Below are 22,547 nucleotides of genomic sequence, written 5' to 3'. Positions count from 1 at the left end.
TTTCCGTTTCGCTTCAACGATATGCACGCCGAAGCACGGCCCGCGAGCACCTCTTTATCGGGGTTCGACCACCCACGCGCCGTTGCGCTCGACGAGCGAACGATCGCACGCGAATTCGTCGAGCACGTGATCGTGGCCCGGCAGCGCCTGGATCACGACCTCGCCCGCATCGCGCAGCGCCGCGACGGCCGCGCCCAACGCATCGTCCTGCGCCCACGGCGCGAGGATCGCGGTGCCGCGCGCCTCGACCGGCGAGATTCGTGCGAGCTCGCGCAGGTCGAGCGAGAAGCCGGTCGCCGGACGAGCCCGGCCATAGGCCTGCCCCACGTGGTCGTAACGGCCGCCGCGCGCGATCGCGTTCGGCACGCCGTCGATGTATGCGCTGAACATCGCGCCGCTGTGATACGCGTAGCCGCGCAGGTCGGCCAGATCGATCGCGACTTCGACGCCCTTCGCCTGCGACGCGAGCTGCGCGAGATCGTCGAAAGCCCGTGTGATTTCAGGCAGTACCGGCAGGCGCGTACGCGCCTCGGCGAGCACGCTCGCGTCCCCGTAGAGGTTCGGCAGCGCGCGCAACGCGGCGCGCGTATCGGCGCCGAGATCGTCGGTGAGTTCGTTCAACAGCGGCACATCCTTGCCCGACAGCGCGTCGTACAGCGACTCGCCACGCTCGGCGGCCTGCGCGTCGCGCGCCAGCAGCGCCGCGAGCACGCCCGCGTGGCCGAGGTCGAGACGGATGCGCGACAGGCCCGCGAGATGCAGCGCGTCGAGCATCAGTTGCTGGATCTCGAGATCGGCTTCGAGCCCGGCGTGGCCGTAGATTTCGGCGCCGATCTGGATTTGTTCGCGCGTCGCGTGCAGGCCGCGCGGACGCGTATGCATCACGTGGCCCGCGTAGCAGAGACGCGTCACGCCCTGACGGTTCAACAGATGCGCGTCGATCCGCGCGACCTGCGGCGTGATGTCCGCGCGCAGGCCGAGCGTGCGGCCCGACAGCTGGTCGACCAGCTTGAAGGTGCGCAGGCGCAGATCGGCGCCGCCGCTCGTCAGCAGCGACTCGAGATACTCGAGCAACGGCGGCATCACCATTTCGTAGCCGTACGAACGGAAGCGGTCGAGCAGCCTGCGGCGCAGCTCCTCGATCTTGCGCGCTTCCGACGGCAGTACGTCGGCGATATTCTCGGGAAGTAACCAGGTCGACATCGGTACGGTCCTACGACGGGAAACGGCGCGACACGCGCGCCGCGAGTTGAATCGGAACTTCGAAATCGGGCGGAACGAACGGCGGATGCGCCGTCCGGATCGGGGCTACGGTCAGGTCGCGAGCAGCAGCAGCGCGAGCCCGAGCACCATCACGATCAGCCCGCCGATCCGGATATGATGCGGCGGCCGCTCGGCTATTCTACGAAACGTGTCGCGCCAGGCGACGGGAAACACAAAGGGGAACGCCCCCTCGATGATCAGCATCAGCGCTACTGCGAGCAACAACGAGCCAGCCAGGTCCATGCGAGCGACGGCGCCGCTCGACGCGGCGCCCCAAGGTCAATGTTTGCGGGGAGCGGGCGCCGCCGGTGCGGCACCGCCCGTCGGGCTGCGCATGAAGCGGAAGAACTCGCTGTCGGGATCGACGACGATGATGTCGTTGCGCTTGAACGTATTCCGGTAGGCCTGCAGGCTCGCGTAGAACTGATAGAACTGCGGATCGCGGCCGAACGCATCGGCGGCGATCGTCGCGGCCTTCGCGTCGCCCTCGCCCTTGATCGTCTGCGCGGACTTGTACGCGTTCGCGAGCACGGCCTGCTGCTCGCGTTCGGCGTCGGCCTTGATCTGCTCGACGTCGGCCGCGCCTTGCGCACGCACCTGGGCCGCCTGATCGCGCAACGCGCCGATCATCCGTTGATAGACGGCGTCCGTCTGCGCAGCCGGCAGGTCGACACGCGTGAGCTGGACGTCGACCACGTCGACGCCGAAACCGGCCGCGCTCGCCTTCGCCGCATCGCGAGCCGCATCGGCGATCGCGCGCTGGCCGCCGAGGGCGTCGTCGAGCGCGCGCTTGCCGAATGCATCGCCGAGCGCGCTCTTCAGCGTGCCGGACAGCCGTTCGCTCGCCGCCGCCGGGTCGCCGCCCGTCGCTGTGAAATATTTCATCGGGTCGCTGATCCGGTACTTCACCGCATACGCGACGAGCAGGTCGTGCTTGTCTTCGGTTGCCAGTTGCAGCGGATCGGACGACTCCAGCGATTGCAGGCGCGTGTCGATCAGCGTCGCCGTCTGCAGCGGCGGCGGCAGCTTGAAATGGACGCCGGGGCCCGCGAGCTCCGGCTGCGTGCCGTCGCGGCCCGACAGCACGGCCGTATGGCGCGGATCGACGGTGAGGACCGTCGACGATGCCGCGAAGGCAACGATCACGATTGCGACGACGAGCGCAATGATTCGGTTCATGTTCTGCGCTCCCCGTTACTTCGTATCGTCTTCACGCGACCGGCTGCGAAACGCGTCGCGCGATCGCAACACGTCGACACCTGGCGCGGTGGCGGCCGATGCGGCGCTCGCCGGCGCGGCTGCCGCTGCCGACGCCGCCGTGGCCGCCGGTGCCGACGCCGCATCGGCGGCGGACGCGCCGGCCGACGTCGCGGCGTTTTGCCGGCCCTGCTCGACGAGCTTGTCGAGCGGCAGGTACACGACGCTGTTGCCGCCCTTGTTGCCGACGAACACCTTCGTCGCGTTCGAATAGATTTCCTGCATCGTCTCGAGGTACATCCGCTCGCGAATGACCGCGGGCGCCTTCGAGTACTGCGCATAGACTTGCTTGAAGCGTTCCGCGTCGCCCTCGGCTTCCGTGACCACGCGATCGGCATACGCCTTCGCTTCGTCGACGAGCTTCGCCGCATCGCCCTGCGCCTTCGGCAGCAGGTCGCTCGCATACGCCTGCGCGGCGCGCTTCGCGGCCTCGCGCTCGTCGCGCGCCTTCGCGACTTCGGCGTAGGCGGCCTGGGTCTGCTCGGGCGCCGCGACGCTCTGCATCGTGACGGCCGTCACTTCGAGCCCCGACTGGTAGCGGTCGAGATCGCGCTGGATCGCGCTGGAAAGCTGCTCGCGCAGCGCATCGCGGTCCTGGTTCAGCATGTCGGCCGCACTGCGCGTGCCGACGATCGCGCGCACCGCGGCCTGCGCGGCCTGCGACACGCTGCGCTCGGGATCGACGCTGCGGAACAGGTAATCGGTGGCGGAACGGATCCGGTACTGGACGATGAAGCGCACGTCGACGATGTCGGCATCGCGCGTCAGCATCGCGGCTTCCTTCACGTTCGCGAGGCGCACGACGTTATTGCGGCCGATCTCGATCGAGCGGACCTGCGACGTGTCGACGATCTCGTGCGACGCAAACGGATACGGTGCGCGCCAGTGCACGCCCTGGCCGACCGTGCCCGACACCTTGCCGAGCTGCAGCACGACGCCCGTCTGGCCTTCCTGCACGACGAACAGCCCGCTGCCCGCATAAATCGCGACCAGCACGCCGATCACGATGCCGACGCCGACCCGTGCGGCCCGGCCATTGTCGGGACGGAAGCCGTTGCCGCCCTTGCCGCCGAACAGGCCGCTCAGGCGCCGGTTGAAATTGCGCCACATCTCGTCGAGATCGGGCGGACCGTCGCCGTCGCCGCCTGGCGGACGCTTCGATTCGTTCGCGCGGGGGCGGGATCCGTCCTTGCCATTGCCTTCGCCGCGTCCCCAGCGGGGATCGTTGATCGACAGCAAGGCGCGCATCCGCCGCCAGGTACTCCGCTCGTTGTATTCGTTCACCAGAGTTTGTTCACCAGATTGGACGCCGGCGAACCGGCCGGGACCGGTTAGCGCCCGTGTTCGGAAATCGTGTGGTCTTCGTGCGATTCAGCGGACGTGCCATCGAGCGCGTCGGGCAACGTCGCGCTGGAAAGGTGTTCCGCGGAGGCGATTTCGGCGATGGCGGCACGCAACGTATCGAGACCTTGACCGGTGCGCGCGCTCAAAAAGACGCGCGAAATATTACCATACTCGTCCCGCTCGACCGCGTCGCCGCGGGCCGCCAGCTCGGGCACGGCGTCGATCTTGTTGAACACCAGCACCTGCCGGATCGTGTCCGCGCCGATCTCGTGCAGCACGCCGTTGACCTGCTCGATCTGCTCGAGCCTGACCGCGCTCGACGCGTCGACCACATGCAGCAGCAGATCCGCATGGATCGTTTCCTCGAGGGTCGCGCGGAACGCCGCGACGAGCTGGTGAGGCAGCTCGCGGATGAACCCGACCGTATCGGACACGACGATCTGCCCGACTTCGTCGCCGAGGTACACGCGCCGCGACGTCGTATCGAGCGTCGCGAACAGCTGGTCGGCCGCGTACGCCTGCGCTTTCGTCAGCGCATTGAACAGCGTCGACTTGCCCGCGTTCGTGTAGCCGACGAGCGACACCGACATCGTGCCGCTGCGCGCGCGCTGCCGGCGCTGCGTGCTGTGCTGGCGGCGCAGCCGGTCGAGCCGCGACTTCAGCATCTTGATGCGTTCGCCGATCAGGCGGCGGTCGGTTTCGAGCTGGGTTTCGCCGGGGCCGCGCAGGCCGATACCGCCCTTTTGCCGCTCGAGGTGGGTCCATGCGCGAATGAGCCGGGTCGACAGGTATTGAAGCTGCGCGAGCTCGACCTGCAGCTTGCCTTCGTGGCTGCGGGCACGCTGCGCGAAGATGTCGAGGATGAGGCTCGTGCGGTCGACCACGCGCCTGTTAAGCGCCTGCTCCAGATTGCGTTGCTGGGCGGGCGCCAGCGCATGGTTGAAGATGACGATTTCGACGTTGTGCGCGTCGCACGCAAGCCGCAGTTCTTCGGCTTTGCCGCTGCCGATGAACATCTTGGCGTCGGGACTTGAGCGACGGCCCGTGAGGGTGACGGCGGGACGGGCCCCCGCGCTGGAGGCGAGAAGACTGAGTTCTTCGAGACTGGCTTCGAAATCGGTCTTGCCGAAATCGATGCCGACGAGCGCTGCGTTGATCAAATTATCGGGTGTCAAGATAAGGCGGCTGGCATCGGTCGCTCGCGGCGACCGGATGCCGGCCGCTGCAATTGGTTAGGACGAGGCTTCCGCGTCCGGGTGGAAATTCACCGGGCGCGCCGGCACGACCGTCGAGATGGCGTGCTTGTAAACCATCTGGGTCACCGTATTACGGAGCAACACGACGTACTGGTCGAACGATTCAATGTTCCCTTGAAGCTTGATGCCGTTGACGAGATAGATCGAAACGGGAACGTGCTCTTTGCGCAGTGCGTTCAAAAACGGGTCTTGTAACAATTGCCCTTTGTTGCTCATGGCGTACTCCATCTTTTTTTGCAGGTTGATCTGGATTGGCGGCGAAGAAAAAGAGATCCGGCGCCAATCGCTACACTATAGCCGATTTTGCCTGCCCCGCCCGGGCATAGGCCATGCGGCCTGGCCGTTGCGGGACATGCCTCAGCCCTTGTCCGCGTACGGGTTGTTCGACGAACGGAACTCTATGCGCAATGGAGTCCCGGTCAGCGAGAAAGTTTCGCGGAATCGGTTTTCGAGGTAGCGCTTGTAGGTTTCCGTCACCGCGTCGAGCGCGTTGCCGTGGATCACGATGATCGGCGGATTCTGGCCGCCCTGGTGCGCGTAGCGCAGCTTCGGACGCACCGGGCCGCGACGGCGCGGCTGCTGGAATTCGACGGCCTCGATCAGCGCGCGCGTGAGCTTCGGCGTCGGCAGCTTCGACATCGCCGCCACGTAGGCGTCGTCGACCGAGCGCATCAGCGCGCCGATACCCGTCTTCTTCGCGGCGGAAATGAAGTGCGATTTCGCGAAGTCGAGGAATTTCAGCTTGCGGGTCAAATCCGCTTTCGCGCGGTCGCGCGCGTGGTCGTCGAGGCCATCCCACTTGTTGACGCCGATCACGAGCGCGCGGCCCTGCTCGACGACGAAGCCGGCGATGTGCGCGTCCTGGTCGGAAATGTCCTGCTGCGCATCCAGCAGAAGAATGACGACGTTCGCGTCGGAAATCGACTGCAGCGTCTTCACGACCGAGAACTTCTCGATCGCCTCGAACACCTTGCCGCGGCGCCGCAGGCCGGCCGTGTCGATCAGCGTGTATTTCTTGCCGTTACGCTCGAAGTCGACGTAGATCGAATCGCGCGTCGTGCCCGGCATGTCGAACGCGATCACGCGGTCTTCGCCGATCAACGCGTTGACGAGCGTCGACTTGCCGACGTTCGGACGGCCGACGATCGCGATCTTGATGCCGCGCGACGGATCGTCCTCGTCCGCTTCCTCGGGCTGGCCCGCGTACGCGACTTCGAGCGCCTCGTTGATCATGTCGGTCACGCCGTCGCCGTGCGCGGCCGAGATCGCGCGCGGATCGCCGAGCCCGAGCTCGTAGAAATCCGTCGCGACCGCCGTGTACTTCATCCCCTCGGCCTTGTTGACGACCAGGAAGATCGGCCGGCCGGTCTTGCGCAGGTAGTCGGCGATCGACTTGTCCTGCGGCGCGAGCCCGTTGCGGCCGTCGACGATGAACACGACGACGTCGGCTTCCTCGACGGCCTGCCGCGTCTGGCGCGCCATTTCGTGCAGGATGCCGTCCTTCGCGACGGGCTCGAAGCCGCCGGTATCGACGACCAGGTACGGCCGCGCGCCGACGCGCCCTTCGCCGTAATGGCGATCGCGCGTGAGGCCCGGCAAGTCGGCGACCAGCGCATCGCGCGAGCGCGTGAGCCGGTTGAACAGCGTGGATTTCCCCACATTGGGGCGCCCAACGAGGGCAATGACCGGTTTCATCTGTGTTTTCTACGGTGAAGCGCAGCAGCGGGAGGCCCGCTGCTGCGGGCGGCTGCGCTGAATGAAAATATCACGAATTCGCGCCGCGCCGGATGCGCGCGCCCGGCGCGCGTTGCGCGCCGTCGTCTTTCGTCTCGAACTGCCTTTCAAATACCGAGCGGCCGGGAACACCGGCCGCTGTCAAGTCGCGTGGCCGCGGCGCGCGGGACCCGCCCGCCACGCCACGGCCACGCCGGTTTCCTGCGCGTCAGCGCGGGCGGAATCCGTACAGGCCGCCGTCCTTCGTCTGCACGACGAGCGTATTGCCCGCGAGGACCGGCGCCGCCGTAATCGCGCTGCCGTCGGTCTTCATCCGCGCGATGAAGCTGCCGTCCTCGCGCGACAGGAAGTGCACGAAACCCTTGTAATCGCCCATCACGACCGCATGCCCGAGCAGGTACGGCACGCCGACGTCGCGGCTCTTCAGCTTGTCGTTGCGCCAGAGCTGGTTGCCCGTGGCCGCGTCGTATGCGGTCACGACCGACCAGTCGTCGCCGCCGGCGACCACCGAATCGTCCTGCGCGAGGCCGCTGCGGCTCGAGAACGGCTTTTCCCACAGCGGACGGCCCGAGTTCGCATCGAAGCAGCCGAGCTGACCCTGGAACGTCACCGCGCAGGCTTGCGCACCCACGAGCGTCGGCGGGCCGCTGACGTCATTGATGCGCTCGACCTCGGTCACGCCCTTCGGGAACGACACCGGAGTCTGCCAGAACGGCTCGCCCGTCTGCAGGTTGATCGCGACGAGCCCGCCGCCCGGGAAGCCCGCCAGCACGGCCGCGTCGCCCGCGAACGTCATGCCGGCCGACACGCGCAGGTTCAGCGGCACCGCACGGTTGCGGTAGGCCCACTTCTGCTCGCCCGTCTGCGCGTTGAACGCGATCACCTGGCCGTCGATCGTGCGGACGATCACGAGACCGTTACCGACGAGCGGCGGCGAGAAGATCTCGCCCTGCACGCTGGTCTTCCACAGCTGCTTGCCGTCCGGGCCCAGCACGAACACGCCGCCCTTCAACGCACCGACCGCGGTCAGGTTGCCATCGCTGCCGACACCGGCCGACAGGTCCGAACCGACCTTCGAGCGCCAGAGCGTCTGGCCCGTCTTCGCGTCGATCTTCTCGACCGAACCGTTTTCGCCCGCCGCATAGACGGCGTCGCCCACGGCTACCGGCGAGAACAGGTAGCGCCCGCCCTTGCCGACGCTCGCCTTCCAGACCTGTTGCACGTCCAGGACGGGCTTGAACTCGGTGAGCGGCGTCGGCACGCGGCGCGCGTCCTTCGACGACGAGCAAGCCGCCAGAGCGAGGACAGCCGCCGCGCAGGCAACGGGCACAGCGTAACGTTTCAGCAAATTCATCGGTTAGCGAAGCAGAGTTAAGAGGTTGAGGGGACCGGGATTCAGCCGCCGAGCGCGTCCAGCTTGAACTGCACGAGCTGGCGCGCGGACTGGTCGTCCTTCGACAGGCCGTCGAGCGCGAGCTTGTAAGCGGCGCGCGCATCGTCGGTCTTGCCTTGCGCGGCCAGCAGATCGCCGCGGCGATCGGCCACGAGGCCCTTGAATGCATCGACCGGCGTACCCGACAGCAGCGCGAGGCCCGCATCGTACGCCTTCTCGTCGAGCAGCAGCGACGCGAGGCGCAGCTTCGCGATCTGCTTGTACTCGTCGTCCTTGGCGTGATCGACGGCCCATTGCAGCTGCGCCTTCGCGCCTGCCGCATCGCCGGCCGCGTACAGCGTCTTCGCGGCCGCAAGCGCCGTCATCTGCGCATACGGCGTGCTGCCGAACTTGTCCTCCATGTCGGCAGCCGCGCGGGCCATCGTTGCCTTGTCGTTCGCGGCGGCAGCCTTCTGGACTTGCTCGTACAGCCCGGACGCCTCGGCAGCCTGACGGCGCTGCCAGTAATTCCAGCCGTTGAAACCGGCCGCGACGACGAGCGCCGCGAGCACGATCCACGTGGTGAGGTTGCCCCAGCGGGCCCACCACGCCTTGAGATTTTCAATCGATTCTTGTTCGTCGTGATAACTCATCGGCGAGCGATTCCTTCCTGTTCAAGCTTTTCTTGTCGAGCGAATGCGAGCGCGATCAGTCGTCGCCGTCTTCGGCGGATGCAACCATCGCATTGATTAGGAATTCGGTCAAGCTTTCGACCGGTACGGTCTGCTGAACGTTCTTTTCCCCTTCCGCACCCGCGCCGCGCAACGCTTTCACGCCCACCGTGCCGTTCGCGACCTCTTCTTCGCCGAAGATCACCGCGAACGCGGCGCCGCTTGCATCGGCCCGCTTCATCTGCGACTTGAAACTCGCCGGCGCGCCGTCGGCGCTGCAGTGGAAGATCACGTCGAGGCCCGTGTCGCGCAGGCGTTCGGCCGCGATGAACGCCTGTTCGCGCGCGGTTTCGCCCTGATGCACCACATATACGTCGACGCCTTCCTGCTCGGGCGCCAGATCCTCTTCCTTCAACAGCTCGAGGATGCGCTCGATGCCCATCGCCCAGCCGCACGCGGCGGTCGGCTTGCCGCCGAGCTGCTCGATCAGCGGATCGTAGCGGCCGCCGGCCGCAACCGTGCCCTGCGCACCGAGCTTGTCGGTCACCCATTCGAACACGGTCAGGTTGTAGTAATCGAGGCCGCGCACGAGACGCGGGTTGATCTTGAACGGAATGTTGTTCGCGAGCAGCAGGCGCTGCAGCCCTTCGAAGTGCGCACGCGATTCGTCGCCGAGGAAGTCGATCAGCTTCGGCGCGTTCTGCGCGATTTCCTGCAGCGCGGGATTCTTCGTGTCGAGCACGCGCAGCGGGTTCGTATACAGGCGGCGCTTTGCGTCTTCGTCCAGCACGTCGACGTGCTGCTCGAGGTACTTGATCAGTTCGACGCGATGCGCAGCGCGCTCTTCGGCGAGACCGAGCGAGTTGATCTCGAGCTTGATGCCGGTCAGCCCGAGGTCGTCCCACAGGCGCTGGCACATCATGATGATCTCGGCATCCGCATCGGGGCCCGCAAAGCCGAGCGCCTCGACGCCGACCTGATGGAACTGCCGGTAGCGGCCGCGCTGCGGACGCTCGTGACGGAACATCGGGCCGATGTACCACAGGCGCTTCGGGCCGTCGTACAGCATGTTGTGCTCGATCGCCGCGCGCACGACGGCCGCGGTGTTCTCCGGACGCATCGTCAGGTGTTCGCCGTTCAGCGCGTCGGTAAAGCTGTACATCTCCTTCTCGACGATGTCGGTGACTTCGCCGATGCCGCGCGTGAAGAGCTGCGTGTGCTCGACGATCGGCGTGCGGATGTTCTGATAGCCGTACGCGCGCAGCAGCGATTTCACGGTAGCTTCGAAGAATTCCCACAGGCCGGCATCCTGCGGAAGGATGTCGTTCATGCCTTTGACGCCGGTGAGCTTCTCGATCTTGCGTTTCTGTTCAGTCATCGTTCGTGTGTGTGGACGAATTAGTTCAGGGCCTCGGTGCGGCCGTAATTGCGCGCGACGTAGTCGCTGACGATCTGCTGGAATTCCTCGGCGATCCGCTCGCCGCGCAGCGTCTTGACCTTCTCGCCGTCGATGAAGACGGGCGCGGCCGGGTTCTCGCCCGAACCCGGCAGGCTGATGCCGATGTTCGCGTGCTTCGATTCGCCCGGGCCGTTGACGATGCAGCCCATCACCGCGACGTTCATCTTCTCGACGCCCGGATATTCCTTGCGCCACACCGGCATCTGCTCGCGCAGATACGTCTGGATCTGCATCGCGAGTTCCTGGAACAGCGTGCTCGTCGTGCGGCCGCAGCCCGGGCACGCGATCACCATCGGCGCGAACGAGCGCAGGCCCATCGTCTGGAGGATTTCCTGGCCGACGATCACTTCGCCCGTGCGCGGCGCGCCCGGCTCCGGCGTCAGCGAAATGCGGATCGTGTCGCCGATCCCTTCCTGCAGCAGCACGCCGAGCGCCGCCGTCGACGCGACGATTCCCTTCGAGCCCATGCCGGCCTCGGTCAGCCCGAGATGCAGCGCGAAGCCGCAGCGGCGGCCGAGTTCGCGGTACACGGCGATCAGGTCCTGCACGCCACTGACCTTGCACGACAGCACGATGCGGTCGCGGCCGAGGCCAAGCTCCACCGCGCGTTCGGCCGAGCCGATCGCCGACTGGATCAGCGCCTCGTACATCACGCTCTGCGCGTCCCACGGCTGCGCGCGCGCACCGTTCTCGTCCATCATGCGTGCGAGCAGATCCTGGTCGAGGCTGCCCCAGTTCACGCCGATCCGCACCGGCTTGTCGTACTTCGCCGCAGCTTCGATCATCTGCGCGAACTGCGTGTCGCGCTTCGCGCCCTGACCGACGTTACCGGGGTTGATCCGGTACTTCGACAGCGACTCCGCGCAGCCCGGGTAGTCACGCAGCAGCAGGTGGCCGTTGTAGTGGAAATCGCCGACGAGCGGCACGGTCACGCCCATCCGGTCGAGCTGCTCGCGAATCGCCGGCACGGCGGCCGCGGCCTCCGGCGTGTTGACCGTGATGCGCACCAGTTCGGAGCCCGCGTTCGCGAGTTCCTTGATCTGGATCGCCGTGCCGATCGCATCGGCCGTGTCGGTATTCGTCATCGACTGCACGCGCACCGGCGCGTCGCCGCCGATCGTCACGAGTTGCCCGCCCCAGCGGACATCCACCGCATGCGATACACGGCGCGGCTGATGCCCGCCGAACACCGGTTCGGTTGAACAAATCTGACTGCTGCGTGGGGATTGAGCTTCGGATTGCATCGATAGATCCATTTACGCGGAATGCGCCGCAACGCGGCGCATGAATTGAAAAAGCGCCGTGCCCTCACGGCCTGCCGATATCGACGGCAGGCCTTCGCCACGGCGCTTGACGTCAGGGCAACGTGAACCGCGCCACGTTACCCCGCGCTGCCGAATATTTTGCCGGATCGACCGGTTTTCCGTCGAACGCAACCGCGTCGAGACCGGCCTTGTTGCCGATCGTGACCTTGAACGGCCCGTCACCGGCAACCTGCTTCGTTTCGCCGGCACGCACCAGCGCCGAGAACAGCTCCTTGCCGTTCTTGTCTCGCACGCTGAACCAGCAATCCTGCTTGACCTTCAGTTCGACCATCGACTGGCCTGCCGCCACCACGACGCTCGCCGGCTGGGCTGGCGTGGCCGTGCTTGCCGCCGCCGCTGCCGCCACCGGCTGCGATGCGGCAGCCGTCGCGACCGGGGCCGCAGGCGCCGGAACAGCCGACGCAATCGGCTGCGCCGGGGCAGCCGATGCCGATGCGGCAGCCGGGGCCGGAACCTCATTCGCCACCGCCGCCGACGCGCCGGTCGCGGCCGCTTCTTCGGCAGACGACGATGCCGCCGCCGCGCTCGCGGCCGACGCATGTTCGGCGTCGCCGCCCTTCAAGCGTGCGAGCAGACTCGACGAATCGCCGCCAGTGTGCCACATCAGTACGGCGACCACCGCGACGATGACGATCCCCGTTCCCCACAGCCACGGATGGTGGCGCGACGAGCCGCCCAGCGGAATCGACACGCGGCCGCGCGGCAGATCCGTGCCCGACGACGCAGGCATCGACAGGTCGACTTCCGGCACCCCGCGCTCGCGGCGCAACGCCTGCGCGAACGGTTCCGGATCGACGCCGAGCATCTTCGCGTAGCTGCGCACGACCCCGAGCGCGAACGTCACGCCGGGCAAATGGCTGATGTCGCCGGCCTCGAGCGCCCGGAGCTTTTGCGGTGCGACCTTGAGTCGCGCCGACACGTCGTCGACCGACCAGCCCTTCGCCTCCCGAAGCTGCGCCAGCCGGCTGCCGACCGCCGCCAGCGATTCCAGTCCCGCCGGTGCCGGCTTCGCGGCATTCGTCTCTGCGCCGTTAGACGGCTGCGGCTCACTCATCCTTGTCCTCGCGTCGATTCTTCTTCACTGGCGGCTGCCGCCGGCTCCCGCCGGCCGGCATCCGCAACGGTTCATACCATGCGCGGCGCCGAGGCGCCGCGACCGATCGCTATTCGCGTGTTGCACCGCCAAAGGGTTCGGGCACCCCGGCCAGGCGCCCCCGTCAAACTGCCCGAACTTCGATGATTTTTCCTGCTGCGCCCGTTCGTTCCGCAAGGCGCGTACGATCCTTCACCGCGCCGGCCAGTTGCCCGCACGCGGCGTCGATGTCGTCGCCGCGCGTCTTGCGCACGGTCGTGACGACACCCGCGTCGATGAGGACCTGCGCGAAACGCTTGATCTGCTCCGGCTTCGAGCGGATGAGGCCCGACTCCGGAAACGGATTGAACGGGATCAAGTTGAACTTGCACGGCACGTCGCGCGTGACGGCCAGCAGTTCGCGCGCATGCGCTTCGGTGTCGTTGACGCCGTCGAGCATGCAGTATTCGAACGTGATGAAGTCGCGCGGCGCGACTTGCAGATAGCGCTGGCACGCAGCCATCAGCTCGCGAAGCGGATACTTCTTGTTGAGCGGCACCAGCTCGTCGCGCAGCGCATCGTTCGGCGCATGCAGCGAAACGGCCAGCGCGACCGGCAACTCGGCGCCGAGGCGGTCCATCATCGGCACCACGCCGGACGTCGACAGCGTGACGCGACGGCGCGACAGGCCATATGCGTTGTCGTCGAGCATCAACCGCATCGCGGGCACGACCGCGCTGTAATTCAGGAGCGGCTCGCCCATGCCCATCATCACCACGTTGGTAACGACCCGTTCGGCCTTGCCGTTCGGACCGGGCGCGCGGCCCAGCGACGCTCGCAATGCAAATTCGGCCATCCGGAGCTGGCCGATGATTTCGGCTGTCGACAGGTTGCGGGAGAAGCCCTGCTTGCCCGTCGAACAAAAGCGGCAGTTCACCGCGCACCCGGCCTGCGACGACACGCACAGCGTGCCGCGCGTCTCTTCCGGGATGAACACGGTTTCGACCGCATTGCCGTTTCCGACGTCGATCAGCCACTTGCGCGTGCCGTCGGTGGAAACGTGATCGCTGACGATGTCCGGCATCACGATCGATGCGCGGCCCTTGAGCTTCTCCCTCAGGGACTTCGCGAGATCGGTCATGCCGTCGAAATCGCCGGCGTTGTACTGGTGGATCCAGCGCTGCAACTGCTTGGCGCGGAACGGCTTCTCGCCCAGGCTGCCGCAGTACGCGACAAGACCCTCGGCGTCGAAGTCGAGAAGATTGACGGAAGTTTCGCTCGTCATGATGTGCTGCCTTGCCGCGTGCGCTGAATCCTGCCTACTTGCTGTCAGCCAGGGCTTAACGCGAGTAAACGTTCATTTCCGGGAAGAAGAACGCGATTTCGACCGCTGCCGTTTCCGCAGCGTCCGAGCCGTGCACGGCGTTCGCGTCGATGCTGTCGGCGAAGTCGGCGCGGATCGTGCCCTTTTCCGCCTTCTTCGGATCCGTTGCGCCCATCAGGTCGCGGTTCTTCAGGATCGCGCCTTCACCTTCCAGAACCTGGATCATCACCGGGCCCGAGATCATGAAATCGACGAGATCCTTGAAGAACGGACGTGCTGCGTGAACTGCGTAGAACTTCTCTGCGTCGGCACGCGACAGGTGCGCCATGCGCGCTGCGACGATCTTCAGGCCGGCGCCTTCGAAACGGCTGTAGATCTGGCCGATCACGTTCTTTGCCACCGCATCCGGCTTGATGATCGACAGGGTGCGCTCGATTGCCATAAAAACTCCAAAAAATTAAGAAGTTACAGGTTCAAATGAATCCGCTATTGTAGCACGATCCCGTGTATCATTGCGATTGAACCCTTACACGAATGAAAGGTTCAGAATCCATATGTTTTGTGCCGCCGATCCATTGAAACCTCGCGGCACGGAACGTATCTTAGCCATAGCTGCCCCGGTTTGCTGCGCCGCACATCGCGCGCGCCGAACCGGCCCCGGACGCCCACGCGTTCAATGTTAGGAGAAACCATGAACGACTATCCGTACAATTTCGGCCGCGGCGACTCCGTCAGCACCGCCGCGGTTCGCAACCGCGTACTGCGGAACACGTACTGGCTGCTCGCGCTGTCGATGGTGCCGACCGTGCTGGGCGCCTGGGTCGGCGTCGCGACGGGCTTCTCACTGTTCGCGGCCACGAGCCCGATGATGAGCCTGCTCGCGTTCTTCGCGATCGCGTTCGGCTTCATGTTCGCGATCGAGCGGACCAAAAACAGCGCGGCCGGCGTGTTCGTGCTGCTCGGCTTCACGTTCTTCATGGGCCTGATGCTGTCGCGGCTGCTGAGCTTCATCCTCGGCTTCTCGAACGGCCCGTCGCTGATCATGCTCGCGTTCGGCGGCACCGGCATCATCTTCGCCGCGATGGCGACGATCGCCACCGTCAGCAAGCGCGACTTCTCCGGGCTCGGCAAGTGGCTGTTCATGGGCGTGATCGTGATCCTGCTCGCCTCGGTCGCGAACATCTTCCTGCAACTGCCGGCGCTGATGCTCACCGTGTCGGTGCTCGCGATCGCGATCTTCTCGGCCTACATGCTGTTCGACGTCCAGCGCGTCGTGAACGGCGGCGAGACGAACTACATCTCGGCCACGCTCGCGATCTACCTCGACCTGTACAACGTGTTCACGAACCTGCTCGCACTGCTCGGCATCTTCGGCGGCAACCGCAACTGACGTTCGCGGCGCACCATGAAAAAACCGGCCCGCGGGCCGGTTTTTTTACGTCCGCCGCCCGGCTCAGTCGCGCTCGAACAGCGCGATCGATTCGACGTGCGACGTATTCGGGAACATGTTCACGACCCCGGCACCCTTCAGCCGGTAACCGGCCTCGTGCACGAGCAGGCCCGCATCGCGCGCGAGCGTCGACGGATTGCACGACACATAGACGATGCGCTTCGGCAGCGGGCCTGCGCCACTCTGCGCGATCTCGGCCAACGCCTTCGACACCGCGAGCGCGCCTTCGCGCGGCGGGTCGATCAGGAACTTGTCGAATGCGCCGAGTGCGCGGAGGTCGTCGCCCGTCACTTCGAACAGGTTCCGGCATGCGAACGTCGTGTGGCCGTCGACGCCGTTCTCGCGTGCGTTCGCCAGCGCGCGCGTGGTCAGCGTGTCGCTGCCCTCGATGCCCATTACCTCACGCGACAGCCGCGCGAGCGGCAGCGTGAAGTTGCCGATCCCGCAGAACAGGTCGAGCACGCGATCGTCGCGCGACGGCGCGAGCAGGCGCAGCGCCCGCCCCACCAGCACGCGGTTGATCTGGTGGTTCACCTGCGTGAAGTCGGTCGGCTTGAACGGCATGCGGATGCCGAATTCCGGCAACGTGTAATCGAGCGAGACGTCGAGCGGATAGAACGGCGTCACCGTGTCGGGCCCCTTCGGCTGCAGCCAGAACTGCACGTGGTGCTCGTCCGCGAACGCGCGCAGCAGCGCTTCGTCGTCCGCGTTGATCGGCTCCAGCACGCGCAGCACGAGTGCGGTGACTGCCGAGCCGACCGCGAGTTCGATCTGCGGCATCCGGTCGCGAATCGACAGCCCTTCGACGAGCCGGCGCAGCGGCACGAGCATTGCCGACACGTGCGGCGGCAGCACTTCGCAGCTCGTCATGTCGGCGACGTAGCTGCTCTTCTTCTCGTGGAAGCCGACCAGCACACCGCCCTTCTTCGCCACGTTGCGCACGGTCAGGCGCGCACGGTAGCGATAGCCCCACGACGGACCGTGGATCGGCGCGAACATCGTTTCCGCACGCAGCTTCGCCAGATGCCACAAATTGTCTTCGAGCACGCGCTGCTTGACCGCCACCTGCGCGCGCATGTCGAGATGCTGCATCGAGCAGCCGCCGCAGGTGCCGAAGAATTTGCACTTCGGCTGCGTGCGCATCACGCTCGGGCGCAGAATGTCGACTACCGTCGCCTGCTCGTAGCTCGGCTTGCGGCGATAGCTCGAATAGGTCACGCGCTCGCCCGGCAGCGCGCCTTCGACGAAGATCACCTTGCCCGGCTGACCGTCCTCGGTCATCGTGCGGCCGACACCGCGCGCTTCCATGTCGAGCGATTCGATCTCGAGAACCGGGGCAGGCCCGGGCGCGACGGGCGCGTTTTTCGATTTGCGCGCAGAAGTGGGGACGGCTTCGGACACCAGCTTTTCCTGACAAACGTTGAAGAAGGCGAGATTGTAGACGACGAAGGCTCCCGTCGCGTGCTTTGGATGAGGCAGGCGTCGAACTTGCGCACAGACAGCCCTGTGGTGCGCCCGCGCCGCCATGCATGCGGCTTCGGGATGCACGTGCGGCGAGCGGAGCCGCAAACCGGCCGGGGCAACGCCCAAACCCCGACATTCCGCCCAACAGGAGATTCGACCATGCGATTGATCGACTGGAACATCCAATGGGGTCGGGACGCGGACGGCGTCGTCGATCTTTCCCGTACCGTCTCGACCATCCGCCAGCTCGGCGATTTCGACGTGCTGTGCCTGCAGGAAGTCACGCGCGGCTTCGACGCACTGCCCGGCCGGCCACGCACCGACCAGTTCGCCGAACTCGCGGCGCTGCTGCCCGGCTATACGATCGTCGACGCCATCGGCGCGGACCTGCCGGCCGTCCGGCCGGACGCACCGCGCCGCCAGTTCGGCAATGCGATCGCGACGCGACTGCCGGTCGGGCGCGTGCTGCGCCGATCGCTGCCGTGGCCGGCCGACGCCGGCGCGCCGTCGATGCCGCGCGTCGCGCTCGATATCGAATTACACGCGCCCTTCGGGCCGTTGCGCGTGGTCACCACGCATCTGGAGTATTACTCGGCGCGCCAGCGGCTTGCACAGGTCGATGCGTTGCGCGACCGGCATCGCGAGGCTTGCGCGCACGCGAACCAACCCGCTCCCGCCGAAACCGCCGAGGGGCCATTCAGCGCGACCGGGCAACCGCGCGATGCGATCGTCTGCGGCGATTTCAACAGCGCCTTCGACGGCGAGGCGTACCGGCGCTTCCTGGAGCCGATCGCCGACGCGCCGGGTTTCGTCGACGCGTGGGTCGCACGGCATCCCGGTCGTACGCCGCCGCCGACGGCCGGCGTCTACGATACGGCGCAATGGTCGGACGGGCCACTCGCGTGCGATTTCGTGTTCGTGACCGACACACTGTTGCCGCGCGTCATCGGCTGCGAGATCGACGGCGACGTACGCGCGTCCGATCACCAGCCGGTGCTGCTCGAACTGGCCTGATCGCACCGATTGCGGGCATGAGCCGCCCGCGCTACGCGTCGAAACCCGCCAGGTATTCGACCCAGTGCGCGGCCGGTTCCTGCGCAAGCGCGTTCTTCACGAGCAGGATCTCGTCCGCGTACTCGCTCGGCGTCAGACCGCCGCGCATCAACTGGAACCGGCAATACAGCAGGTAGGTGTTGACGACGTCGGTTTCGCAATAGTTGCGGATTTCGTCGATCCGCCCGTCCTGGAACGCCGGCCATACCTGGCTGCCGTCCATCCCGAGCTTGCCCGGAAAGCCGCACAGCTTCGCGAGCGCATCGAGCGGCGCGTTGGCGCGCGCCTGATACATCGCGAGCACATCCATCAGGTCGGTATGCCGCGAGTGATAGCGCGAGATATAGTTGTTCCACTTGAATTCGCGGTCGTCCTCGCCGAGATCCCAGTAGCGGGTGGCGGGAATGCCGTGCACGAGCGCGCGGTAATGGAGGACCGGCAGATCGAAACCGCCGCCGTTCCACGATACGAGCTGCGGCGTGTATTTCTCGATCACGCGGTAGAACGACTGGATCAGCGTGGCTTCGTTGTCCTGCGGCGTCCCGAGGGAGCGCACGCGAAAACCGTTGTTGTCGCGGAACACGCACGAGATCGCCGCGATCCGCTGCAGGTGGTGCGGCAGGAAATCGCTGCCGGTCTTCTCGCGACGTGCGGCGAATGCGTGTTCAGCCACTGCTGCATCGTCGAGCGTCGCGGGCAGGTCTTCCAGACAGCGAATGCCGTCGACATCGGGAATCGTCTCGATGTCAAAAACAAGAATCGGAGTCATCGGTTACAGAACGGCGTCCTTGCGCACGCCGTTGGAGGCGAAGAACCGCTTGAGGCGCACCAGCGCTTCCTGCTGGATCTGCCGCACGCGCTCGCGCGTGAGCCCCATCTCGTCGGCCAGCTCCTCGAGCGTCGCCGGTTCGATGTGGTTCAGCCCGAAGCGGCGCTCGATCACGTGCCGGTGCTTGTCGGACAGCCGTGACAGCCATGCACGCGTCAACGTTTCGAGCTCGCGGTGCTGCACCTCCGCGTCGGGCGACTGGCTCTGGTCGTCGGGCAGCAGGTCGAGCAGGCTGCTCGCGGGATCGAGGTCGAGCGGCGCGTCGAGCGACGCCGTGTGTTCGTTGAGTGCGAGGATATCGGTGACTTCCTCGGCGGTCTTGCCGGTGAGATAAGCGATGTCGTCGATGCTGGCTTCGCGGCGCTCGGCCGCCTCGCCCGTCGACATCGAATTCTTTTCGAGGTGGCGCTTCGCGCGCAGCACCTGATTCAGTTCGCGGATCACGTGCACGGGCAGGCGCACCGTGCGCGCCTGGTTCATGATCGCGCGCTCGATGCTCTGCCGGATCCACCACGTCGCGTAGGTCGAGAAACGGAAACCGCGCGTCGGGTCGAATTTCTCGATCGCGTGCATGAGGCCGAGGTTGCCTTCCTCGATCAGGTCGAGCAGCGGCACGCCGCGGTTCAGATACCCCTTCGCGATACTCACGACGAGACGCAGGTTGCGCTCGATCATCACCTGCCGCGCCTCGAATTCGCCGGCCTTCGCGAGGCGCGAATAGCGCTGCTCTTCCTCGACGGTCAGCAACGGCTTCACGCTGATGCGGTTCAGGTAATGCTGGATCGTATCGGCCGTGAGCTCGGCCTGCAGCAGCGTGCGGAAATCGTCGACGTCGGGCGCTACTTCCGGGCGGCCTTCGCGCTCGTCGTCGCCACCGTCCGCATCGCCGTCGCGTACATCGAGATCACGTTCGTTTTCCGCGACGTCATCTTCGTCGTCCGTCGAAGCAGCTACTCGCCCCACCGATGCTTGCGTGGCACGACTGATCTTCTCAGACTCGGCTTGCGGCTCGTGGCGCTTCGATTTCGGCATGGTCGTCTCGGTTATTGAGGCGGCAAATACTTCAGCGGATCGACAGGCTTACCCTGCCGGCGAACCTCGAAATGCAGCATCACGCGGTCGGCATCGCTGTTACCCATCTCGGCGATCTTCTGCCCCTTCGTTACCGCGTCCCCCTCTTTTACCATCAAAGCGCGATTGTGTGCATACGCCGTGAGGTAAGTTGCATCGTGTTTGATGATAATGAGGTTGCCGTAGCCGCGCAGACCGTTGCCGGAGTAAACGACGCGGCCGTCTGCCGCCGCCTTCACGGCCTCGCCGGCCGTCCCGCCGATATTGACTCCCTTGTTCTTCGCATCGTCGAACCCGTTCAGCACGGGTCCGCGCGCGGGCCATGCGAACGTCACGGGGCCGCTCGGCGCGGCCGCCGTATCGCTCGAGCCAGTGGCCGCAGCCGGCGGCGTGGCGGCGAGTGCGGACGACGTGCCCGCGGCCGGCGTGGCCGGACCGCTGCTCAGCGGTGCGGTCGCGACCGTGCCACCGGCGATCGGCGCGGTGGCCGGCGCGCCCGCAGCCGGTACGCCCGCGACCGCGGCGCCGCCTGGCGGCGCCACGCGCAGCAACTGATCGACTTCGATCTGGTTCGGGTTCGCCAGATTGTTCCACGACGCGATGTCGCGATAGTTCTGCCCGTTCTCGAGCGCAATCCGGTACAGCGTGTCACCCGGCTTCACGCGATAGAAGCCCGGCGGCGGCGGGCCGAGCGGCACCGCGGGCTGTGCGGCGGCGGTCGTGCCGAGCGACCCGGAGCGGTCGACGACGGGCGCGTTGTCGAGCCGCGTCGCACAGGCGGCCAGTAGCGTGGAGAACGCAGCCACACAGATCGCGCGCTGGGCGAGCGTGAGCGGTTCCCTGGATCGGTTGTTTTGCATCGCGCGCAACATACTCATCGGTTTCAAATCACTCCGGATTTTAAAGGGACAAAGAAAACGCGATCAAGCCGGGACTCTCGCCATTGCGCGTGCGCGACGCGCTCGACGAGCGTGAGCACCTGGTGCTGCCCGCTCTGTGCGCCGACAGGCGCGACGAGCCGCCCGCCGATCGCGAGCTGCTCGAGCAGCGCCTGCGGCACGTCGAGCCCCGCAGCCGCGATCACGATCGCGTCGAACGGGGCCGCGGACGGCAGGCCGACACGCCCGTCGCCGTAGTGCAGACGGATGTTCGGCACGCGCAGCGGCCGCAGGTTCAGCTTCGCGCGCTCGTAAAGCGGCTTGATGCGTTCAATCGAATACACGTCGCGTGCCACGTGGCTCAGCACGGCGGCCTGATAGCCGCAACCGGTGCCGATCTCGAGCACGCGCTCGAGCGTGCGGCCGGCCATCGCGAGCTCGATCATGCGCGCGACGACCGACGGCTTTGAAATGGTCTGCTGGTGGCCGATCGGCAACGCCGAATCCTCGTAGGCCTGCGTCGCGAGGCCGGGATCCACGAACATGTGGCGCGGCACCGCTGCCATCGCGTCCAGCACGCGCGCATCGGTCACGCCGTTCGCGCGCAGGCGTTCGACCATCCGCTCGCGCACACGTTCCGACGTGAGCGCGAACGCGCCGGCCGGCGCGACGCTCGGCGCCGCCGGCTTCGGCAGCGCCGGCTTCAGCACGGTCGGCTTCGGTGCGGTCGCCGGCTTCGCGGCGGCGACACCCGGCAGCGGCGCCCGCACGGCGGCCGGCTTCACCGCAACGGGTTTCAGCACGGCCGCGGGTTTGTCGGCGGCCTTCGACATCGCGCCCGCCGCCTGGCGTTCACCGGCCCGACCTTCCGACTTGCGTGGCGCTCGCTTGAGATCTTCGAGCGCGAGCGGGAACCGCTTCGCGCGCTCGCCGCTCATGAAGCCCGCCCTCCGGCGCGCGCCCATTCGCGCGTCGCGGGCAGCATCTGCGTATGCGTGAGATCGAGCTGCAGCGGCGTGATCGACACGAAACCGTTTGCGACGGCATGGAAATCGGTGCCCTCGCTGGCGTCGAGCGCCTCGCCCGCGGCACCGATCCAGTAAATCGGCTCACCGCGCGGGTCGGTCTGGCGAATCACCGGCTGCGACGGATGACGCTTGCCGAGGCGCGTGACTTGCCAGCCCTTCAGTTGGTCGTACGGCAGGTTCGGAATATTGACGTTCAGCAGCGGCTGGCCGGGCAGCGGGTGCGCGAGGTAGTGCGCGACGATTTCCGCGGCGACGCGCGCGGCGTCGGCCAGGTGGGCCCAGCCCTTGTCGACCAGCGAGAACGCGATCGCCGGCACACCGAACATGATGCCTTCGGTGGCGGCTGCAACTGTCCCCGAATAGAGCGTGTCTTCGCCCATGTTCTGGCCGTTGTTGATGCCCGACACGACGATATCCGGCCTCGCATCGGCCATCCCGGTCAGCGCGACGTGCACCGAATCGGTCGGCGTGCCGTTCACGTAGAAGAAACCCGTACCCGCTGCGCGCTGCACCGACAGCGGCCGCGACAACGTGAGGGAATTCGACGCGCCGCTGCAGTTCTGCTCGGGCGCGATCACCGTAAGCTCGGCCAGCGGCTGCAACGCTTCGCTGAGCGCGGCGAGACCGGGGGCGAGATAGCCGTCGTCGTTGCTGAGTAGGATTCGCATCCGGCGATTGTAACCGAGGAAAGATGGCG

At 66.4% G+C, this 22,547-nt stretch carries 22 protein-coding genes; 2 read left to right on the top strand and 20 right to left on the bottom strand.

From position 1 onward, the window contains the following. Positions 1–54 precede the first annotated feature (54 nt). The 14 genes from WT24_RS13570 to ndk form a co-directional block, all read right to left on the bottom strand. The gene (locus WT24_RS13570) at positions 55–1,203 is read right to left on the bottom strand and encodes an ATP phosphoribosyltransferase regulatory subunit (protein WP_060033978.1); all 1,149 of its coding nucleotides are present in this window, start codon (positions 1,201–1,203) and stop codon (positions 55–57) included. A 111-nt stretch (positions 1,204–1,314) separates the two neighbouring features. Then, positions 1,315–1,506, bottom strand: coding sequence for a DUF2065 domain-containing protein (locus tag WT24_RS13565; protein ID WP_034207433.1), 192 nt, complete (start codon positions 1,504–1,506; stop codon positions 1,315–1,317). 36 nt (positions 1,507–1,542) lie between these two features. Further along, complete coding sequence (gene hflC, locus WT24_RS13560; protein ID WP_060033975.1) at positions 1,543–2,442, bottom strand: protease modulator HflC; 900 nt, start codon at positions 2,440–2,442, stop codon at positions 1,543–1,545. A gap of 15 nt (positions 2,443–2,457) precedes the next feature. After that, complete coding sequence (hflK, locus tag WT24_RS13555) at positions 2,458–3,804, bottom strand: FtsH protease activity modulator HflK (protein ID WP_060033972.1); 1,347 nt, start codon at positions 3,802–3,804, stop codon at positions 2,458–2,460. 47 nt (positions 3,805–3,851) lie between these two features. Then, positions 3,852–5,024 (bottom strand): GTPase HflX, encoded by a 1,173-nt coding sequence (hflX, locus tag WT24_RS13550; protein WP_179949341.1) that lies wholly within the window; start codon positions 5,022–5,024, stop codon positions 3,852–3,854. Positions 5,025–5,096: 72 nt separating this feature from the next. Continuing rightward, positions 5,097–5,336, bottom strand: a complete 240-nt coding sequence (hfq, locus tag WT24_RS13545) for an RNA chaperone Hfq (protein WP_006399927.1) — start codon at positions 5,334–5,336, stop codon at positions 5,097–5,099. 141 nt (positions 5,337–5,477) lie between these two features. Next, positions 5,478–6,815: a ribosome biogenesis GTPase Der gene (gene der / locus WT24_RS13540; RefSeq protein ID WP_060033969.1), complete on the bottom strand. Its 1,338-nt coding sequence runs from the start codon at positions 6,813–6,815 to the stop codon at positions 5,478–5,480. A 247-nt stretch (positions 6,816–7,062) separates the two neighbouring features. Continuing rightward, positions 7,063–8,208 (bottom strand): outer membrane protein assembly factor BamB, encoded by a 1,146-nt coding sequence (gene bamB / locus WT24_RS13535; RefSeq protein WP_059504919.1) that lies wholly within the window; start codon positions 8,206–8,208, stop codon positions 7,063–7,065. Positions 8,209–8,249: 41 nt separating this feature from the next. Beyond that, the gene (locus tag WT24_RS13530) at positions 8,250–8,879 is read right to left on the bottom strand and encodes a tetratricopeptide repeat protein (RefSeq protein ID WP_059504921.1); all 630 of its coding nucleotides are present in this window, start codon (positions 8,877–8,879) and stop codon (positions 8,250–8,252) included. Between the two features lie 55 nt (positions 8,880–8,934). After that, positions 8,935–10,275, bottom strand: a complete 1,341-nt coding sequence (hisS, locus tag WT24_RS13525; RefSeq protein ID WP_059790772.1) for a histidine--tRNA ligase — start codon at positions 10,273–10,275, stop codon at positions 8,935–8,937. Positions 10,276–10,295: 20 nt separating this feature from the next. Next, positions 10,296–11,600 (bottom strand): flavodoxin-dependent (E)-4-hydroxy-3-methylbut-2-enyl-diphosphate synthase, encoded by a 1,305-nt coding sequence (ispG, locus tag WT24_RS13520; protein ID WP_034207441.1) that lies wholly within the window; start codon positions 11,598–11,600, stop codon positions 10,296–10,298. A gap of 112 nt (positions 11,601–11,712) precedes the next feature. Next, positions 11,713–12,735, bottom strand: coding sequence for a helix-turn-helix domain-containing protein (locus WT24_RS13515; protein WP_060033966.1), 1,023 nt, complete (start codon positions 12,733–12,735; stop codon positions 11,713–11,715). A gap of 163 nt (positions 12,736–12,898) precedes the next feature. Then, the gene (gene rlmN, locus WT24_RS13510; protein WP_059781063.1) at positions 12,899–14,038 is read right to left on the bottom strand and encodes a 23S rRNA (adenine(2503)-C(2))-methyltransferase RlmN; all 1,140 of its coding nucleotides are present in this window, start codon (positions 14,036–14,038) and stop codon (positions 12,899–12,901) included. A gap of 55 nt (positions 14,039–14,093) precedes the next feature. Next, positions 14,094–14,519 carry a nucleoside-diphosphate kinase gene (gene ndk / locus WT24_RS13505; protein ID WP_040144283.1) on the bottom strand — a complete coding sequence of 142 codons (426 nt, stop codon included), beginning with the start codon at positions 14,517–14,519 and terminating at the stop codon, positions 14,094–14,096. 249 nt (positions 14,520–14,768) lie between these two features. Between ndk and WT24_RS13500 the strand changes: the two genes are divergently transcribed. Then, positions 14,769–15,467, top strand: a complete 699-nt coding sequence (locus WT24_RS13500) for a Bax inhibitor-1/YccA family protein (protein ID WP_059790770.1) — start codon at positions 14,769–14,771, stop codon at positions 15,465–15,467. Positions 15,468–15,530: 63 nt separating this feature from the next. Here the strand turns inward: WT24_RS13500 and rlmD are convergent, their stop codons facing one another. Then, a complete protein-coding gene (gene rlmD / locus WT24_RS13495; RefSeq protein WP_373557228.1) occupies positions 15,531–17,054 on the bottom strand; it encodes a 23S rRNA (uracil(1939)-C(5))-methyltransferase RlmD in 1,524 nt (507 codons plus the stop codon). Between the two features lie 96 nt (positions 17,055–17,150). Here rlmD and WT24_RS13490 point away from each other — a divergent pair, with 96 nt between their 5' ends. Then, on the top strand, positions 17,151–18,005 hold the full coding sequence (locus WT24_RS13490; RefSeq protein WP_060033963.1) for an endonuclease/exonuclease/phosphatase family protein: 855 nt from the start codon (positions 17,151–17,153) through the stop codon (positions 18,003–18,005). A gap of 31 nt (positions 18,006–18,036) precedes the next feature. Here the strand turns inward: WT24_RS13490 and WT24_RS13485 are convergent, their stop codons facing one another. Genes WT24_RS13485 through surE form a run of 5 tightly spaced genes read right to left on the bottom strand, consistent with a single transcriptional unit; the run spans position 18,037 to position 22,518 of the window. Further along, positions 18,037–18,813, bottom strand: a complete 777-nt coding sequence (locus WT24_RS13485; protein ID WP_060033960.1) for a 3'-5' exonuclease — start codon at positions 18,811–18,813, stop codon at positions 18,037–18,039. 3 nt (positions 18,814–18,816) lie between these two features. Then, positions 18,817–19,905 carry an RNA polymerase sigma factor RpoS gene (gene rpoS / locus WT24_RS13480; RefSeq protein ID WP_060033957.1) on the bottom strand — a complete coding sequence of 363 codons (1,089 nt, stop codon included), beginning with the start codon at positions 19,903–19,905 and terminating at the stop codon, positions 18,817–18,819. An 11-nt stretch (positions 19,906–19,916) separates the two neighbouring features. Further along, entirely contained in the window at positions 19,917–20,822 is a 906-nt protein-coding gene (locus WT24_RS13475; RefSeq protein WP_060033954.1) for a peptidoglycan DD-metalloendopeptidase family protein, read from the bottom strand. 5 nt (positions 20,823–20,827) lie between these two features. After that, the gene (locus WT24_RS13470; protein ID WP_059505033.1) at positions 20,828–21,760 is read right to left on the bottom strand and encodes a protein-L-isoaspartate(D-aspartate) O-methyltransferase; all 933 of its coding nucleotides are present in this window, start codon (positions 21,758–21,760) and stop codon (positions 20,828–20,830) included. Next, positions 21,757–22,518 carry a 5'/3'-nucleotidase SurE gene (gene surE / locus WT24_RS13465; protein ID WP_034207450.1) on the bottom strand — a complete coding sequence of 254 codons (762 nt, stop codon included), beginning with the start codon at positions 22,516–22,518 and terminating at the stop codon, positions 21,757–21,759. The genes WT24_RS13470 and surE overlap by 4 nt, the downstream gene beginning before the upstream one ends. Positions 22,519–22,547: the final 29 nt, after the last annotated feature.

This window comes from Burkholderia sp. MSMB1078WGS (assembly GCF_001528895.1).
In the GTDB taxonomy this organism is placed as follows: domain Bacteria; phylum Pseudomonadota; class Gammaproteobacteria; order Burkholderiales; family Burkholderiaceae; genus Burkholderia.
This window is presented reverse-complemented; position numbering and strand designations above follow the sequence as displayed.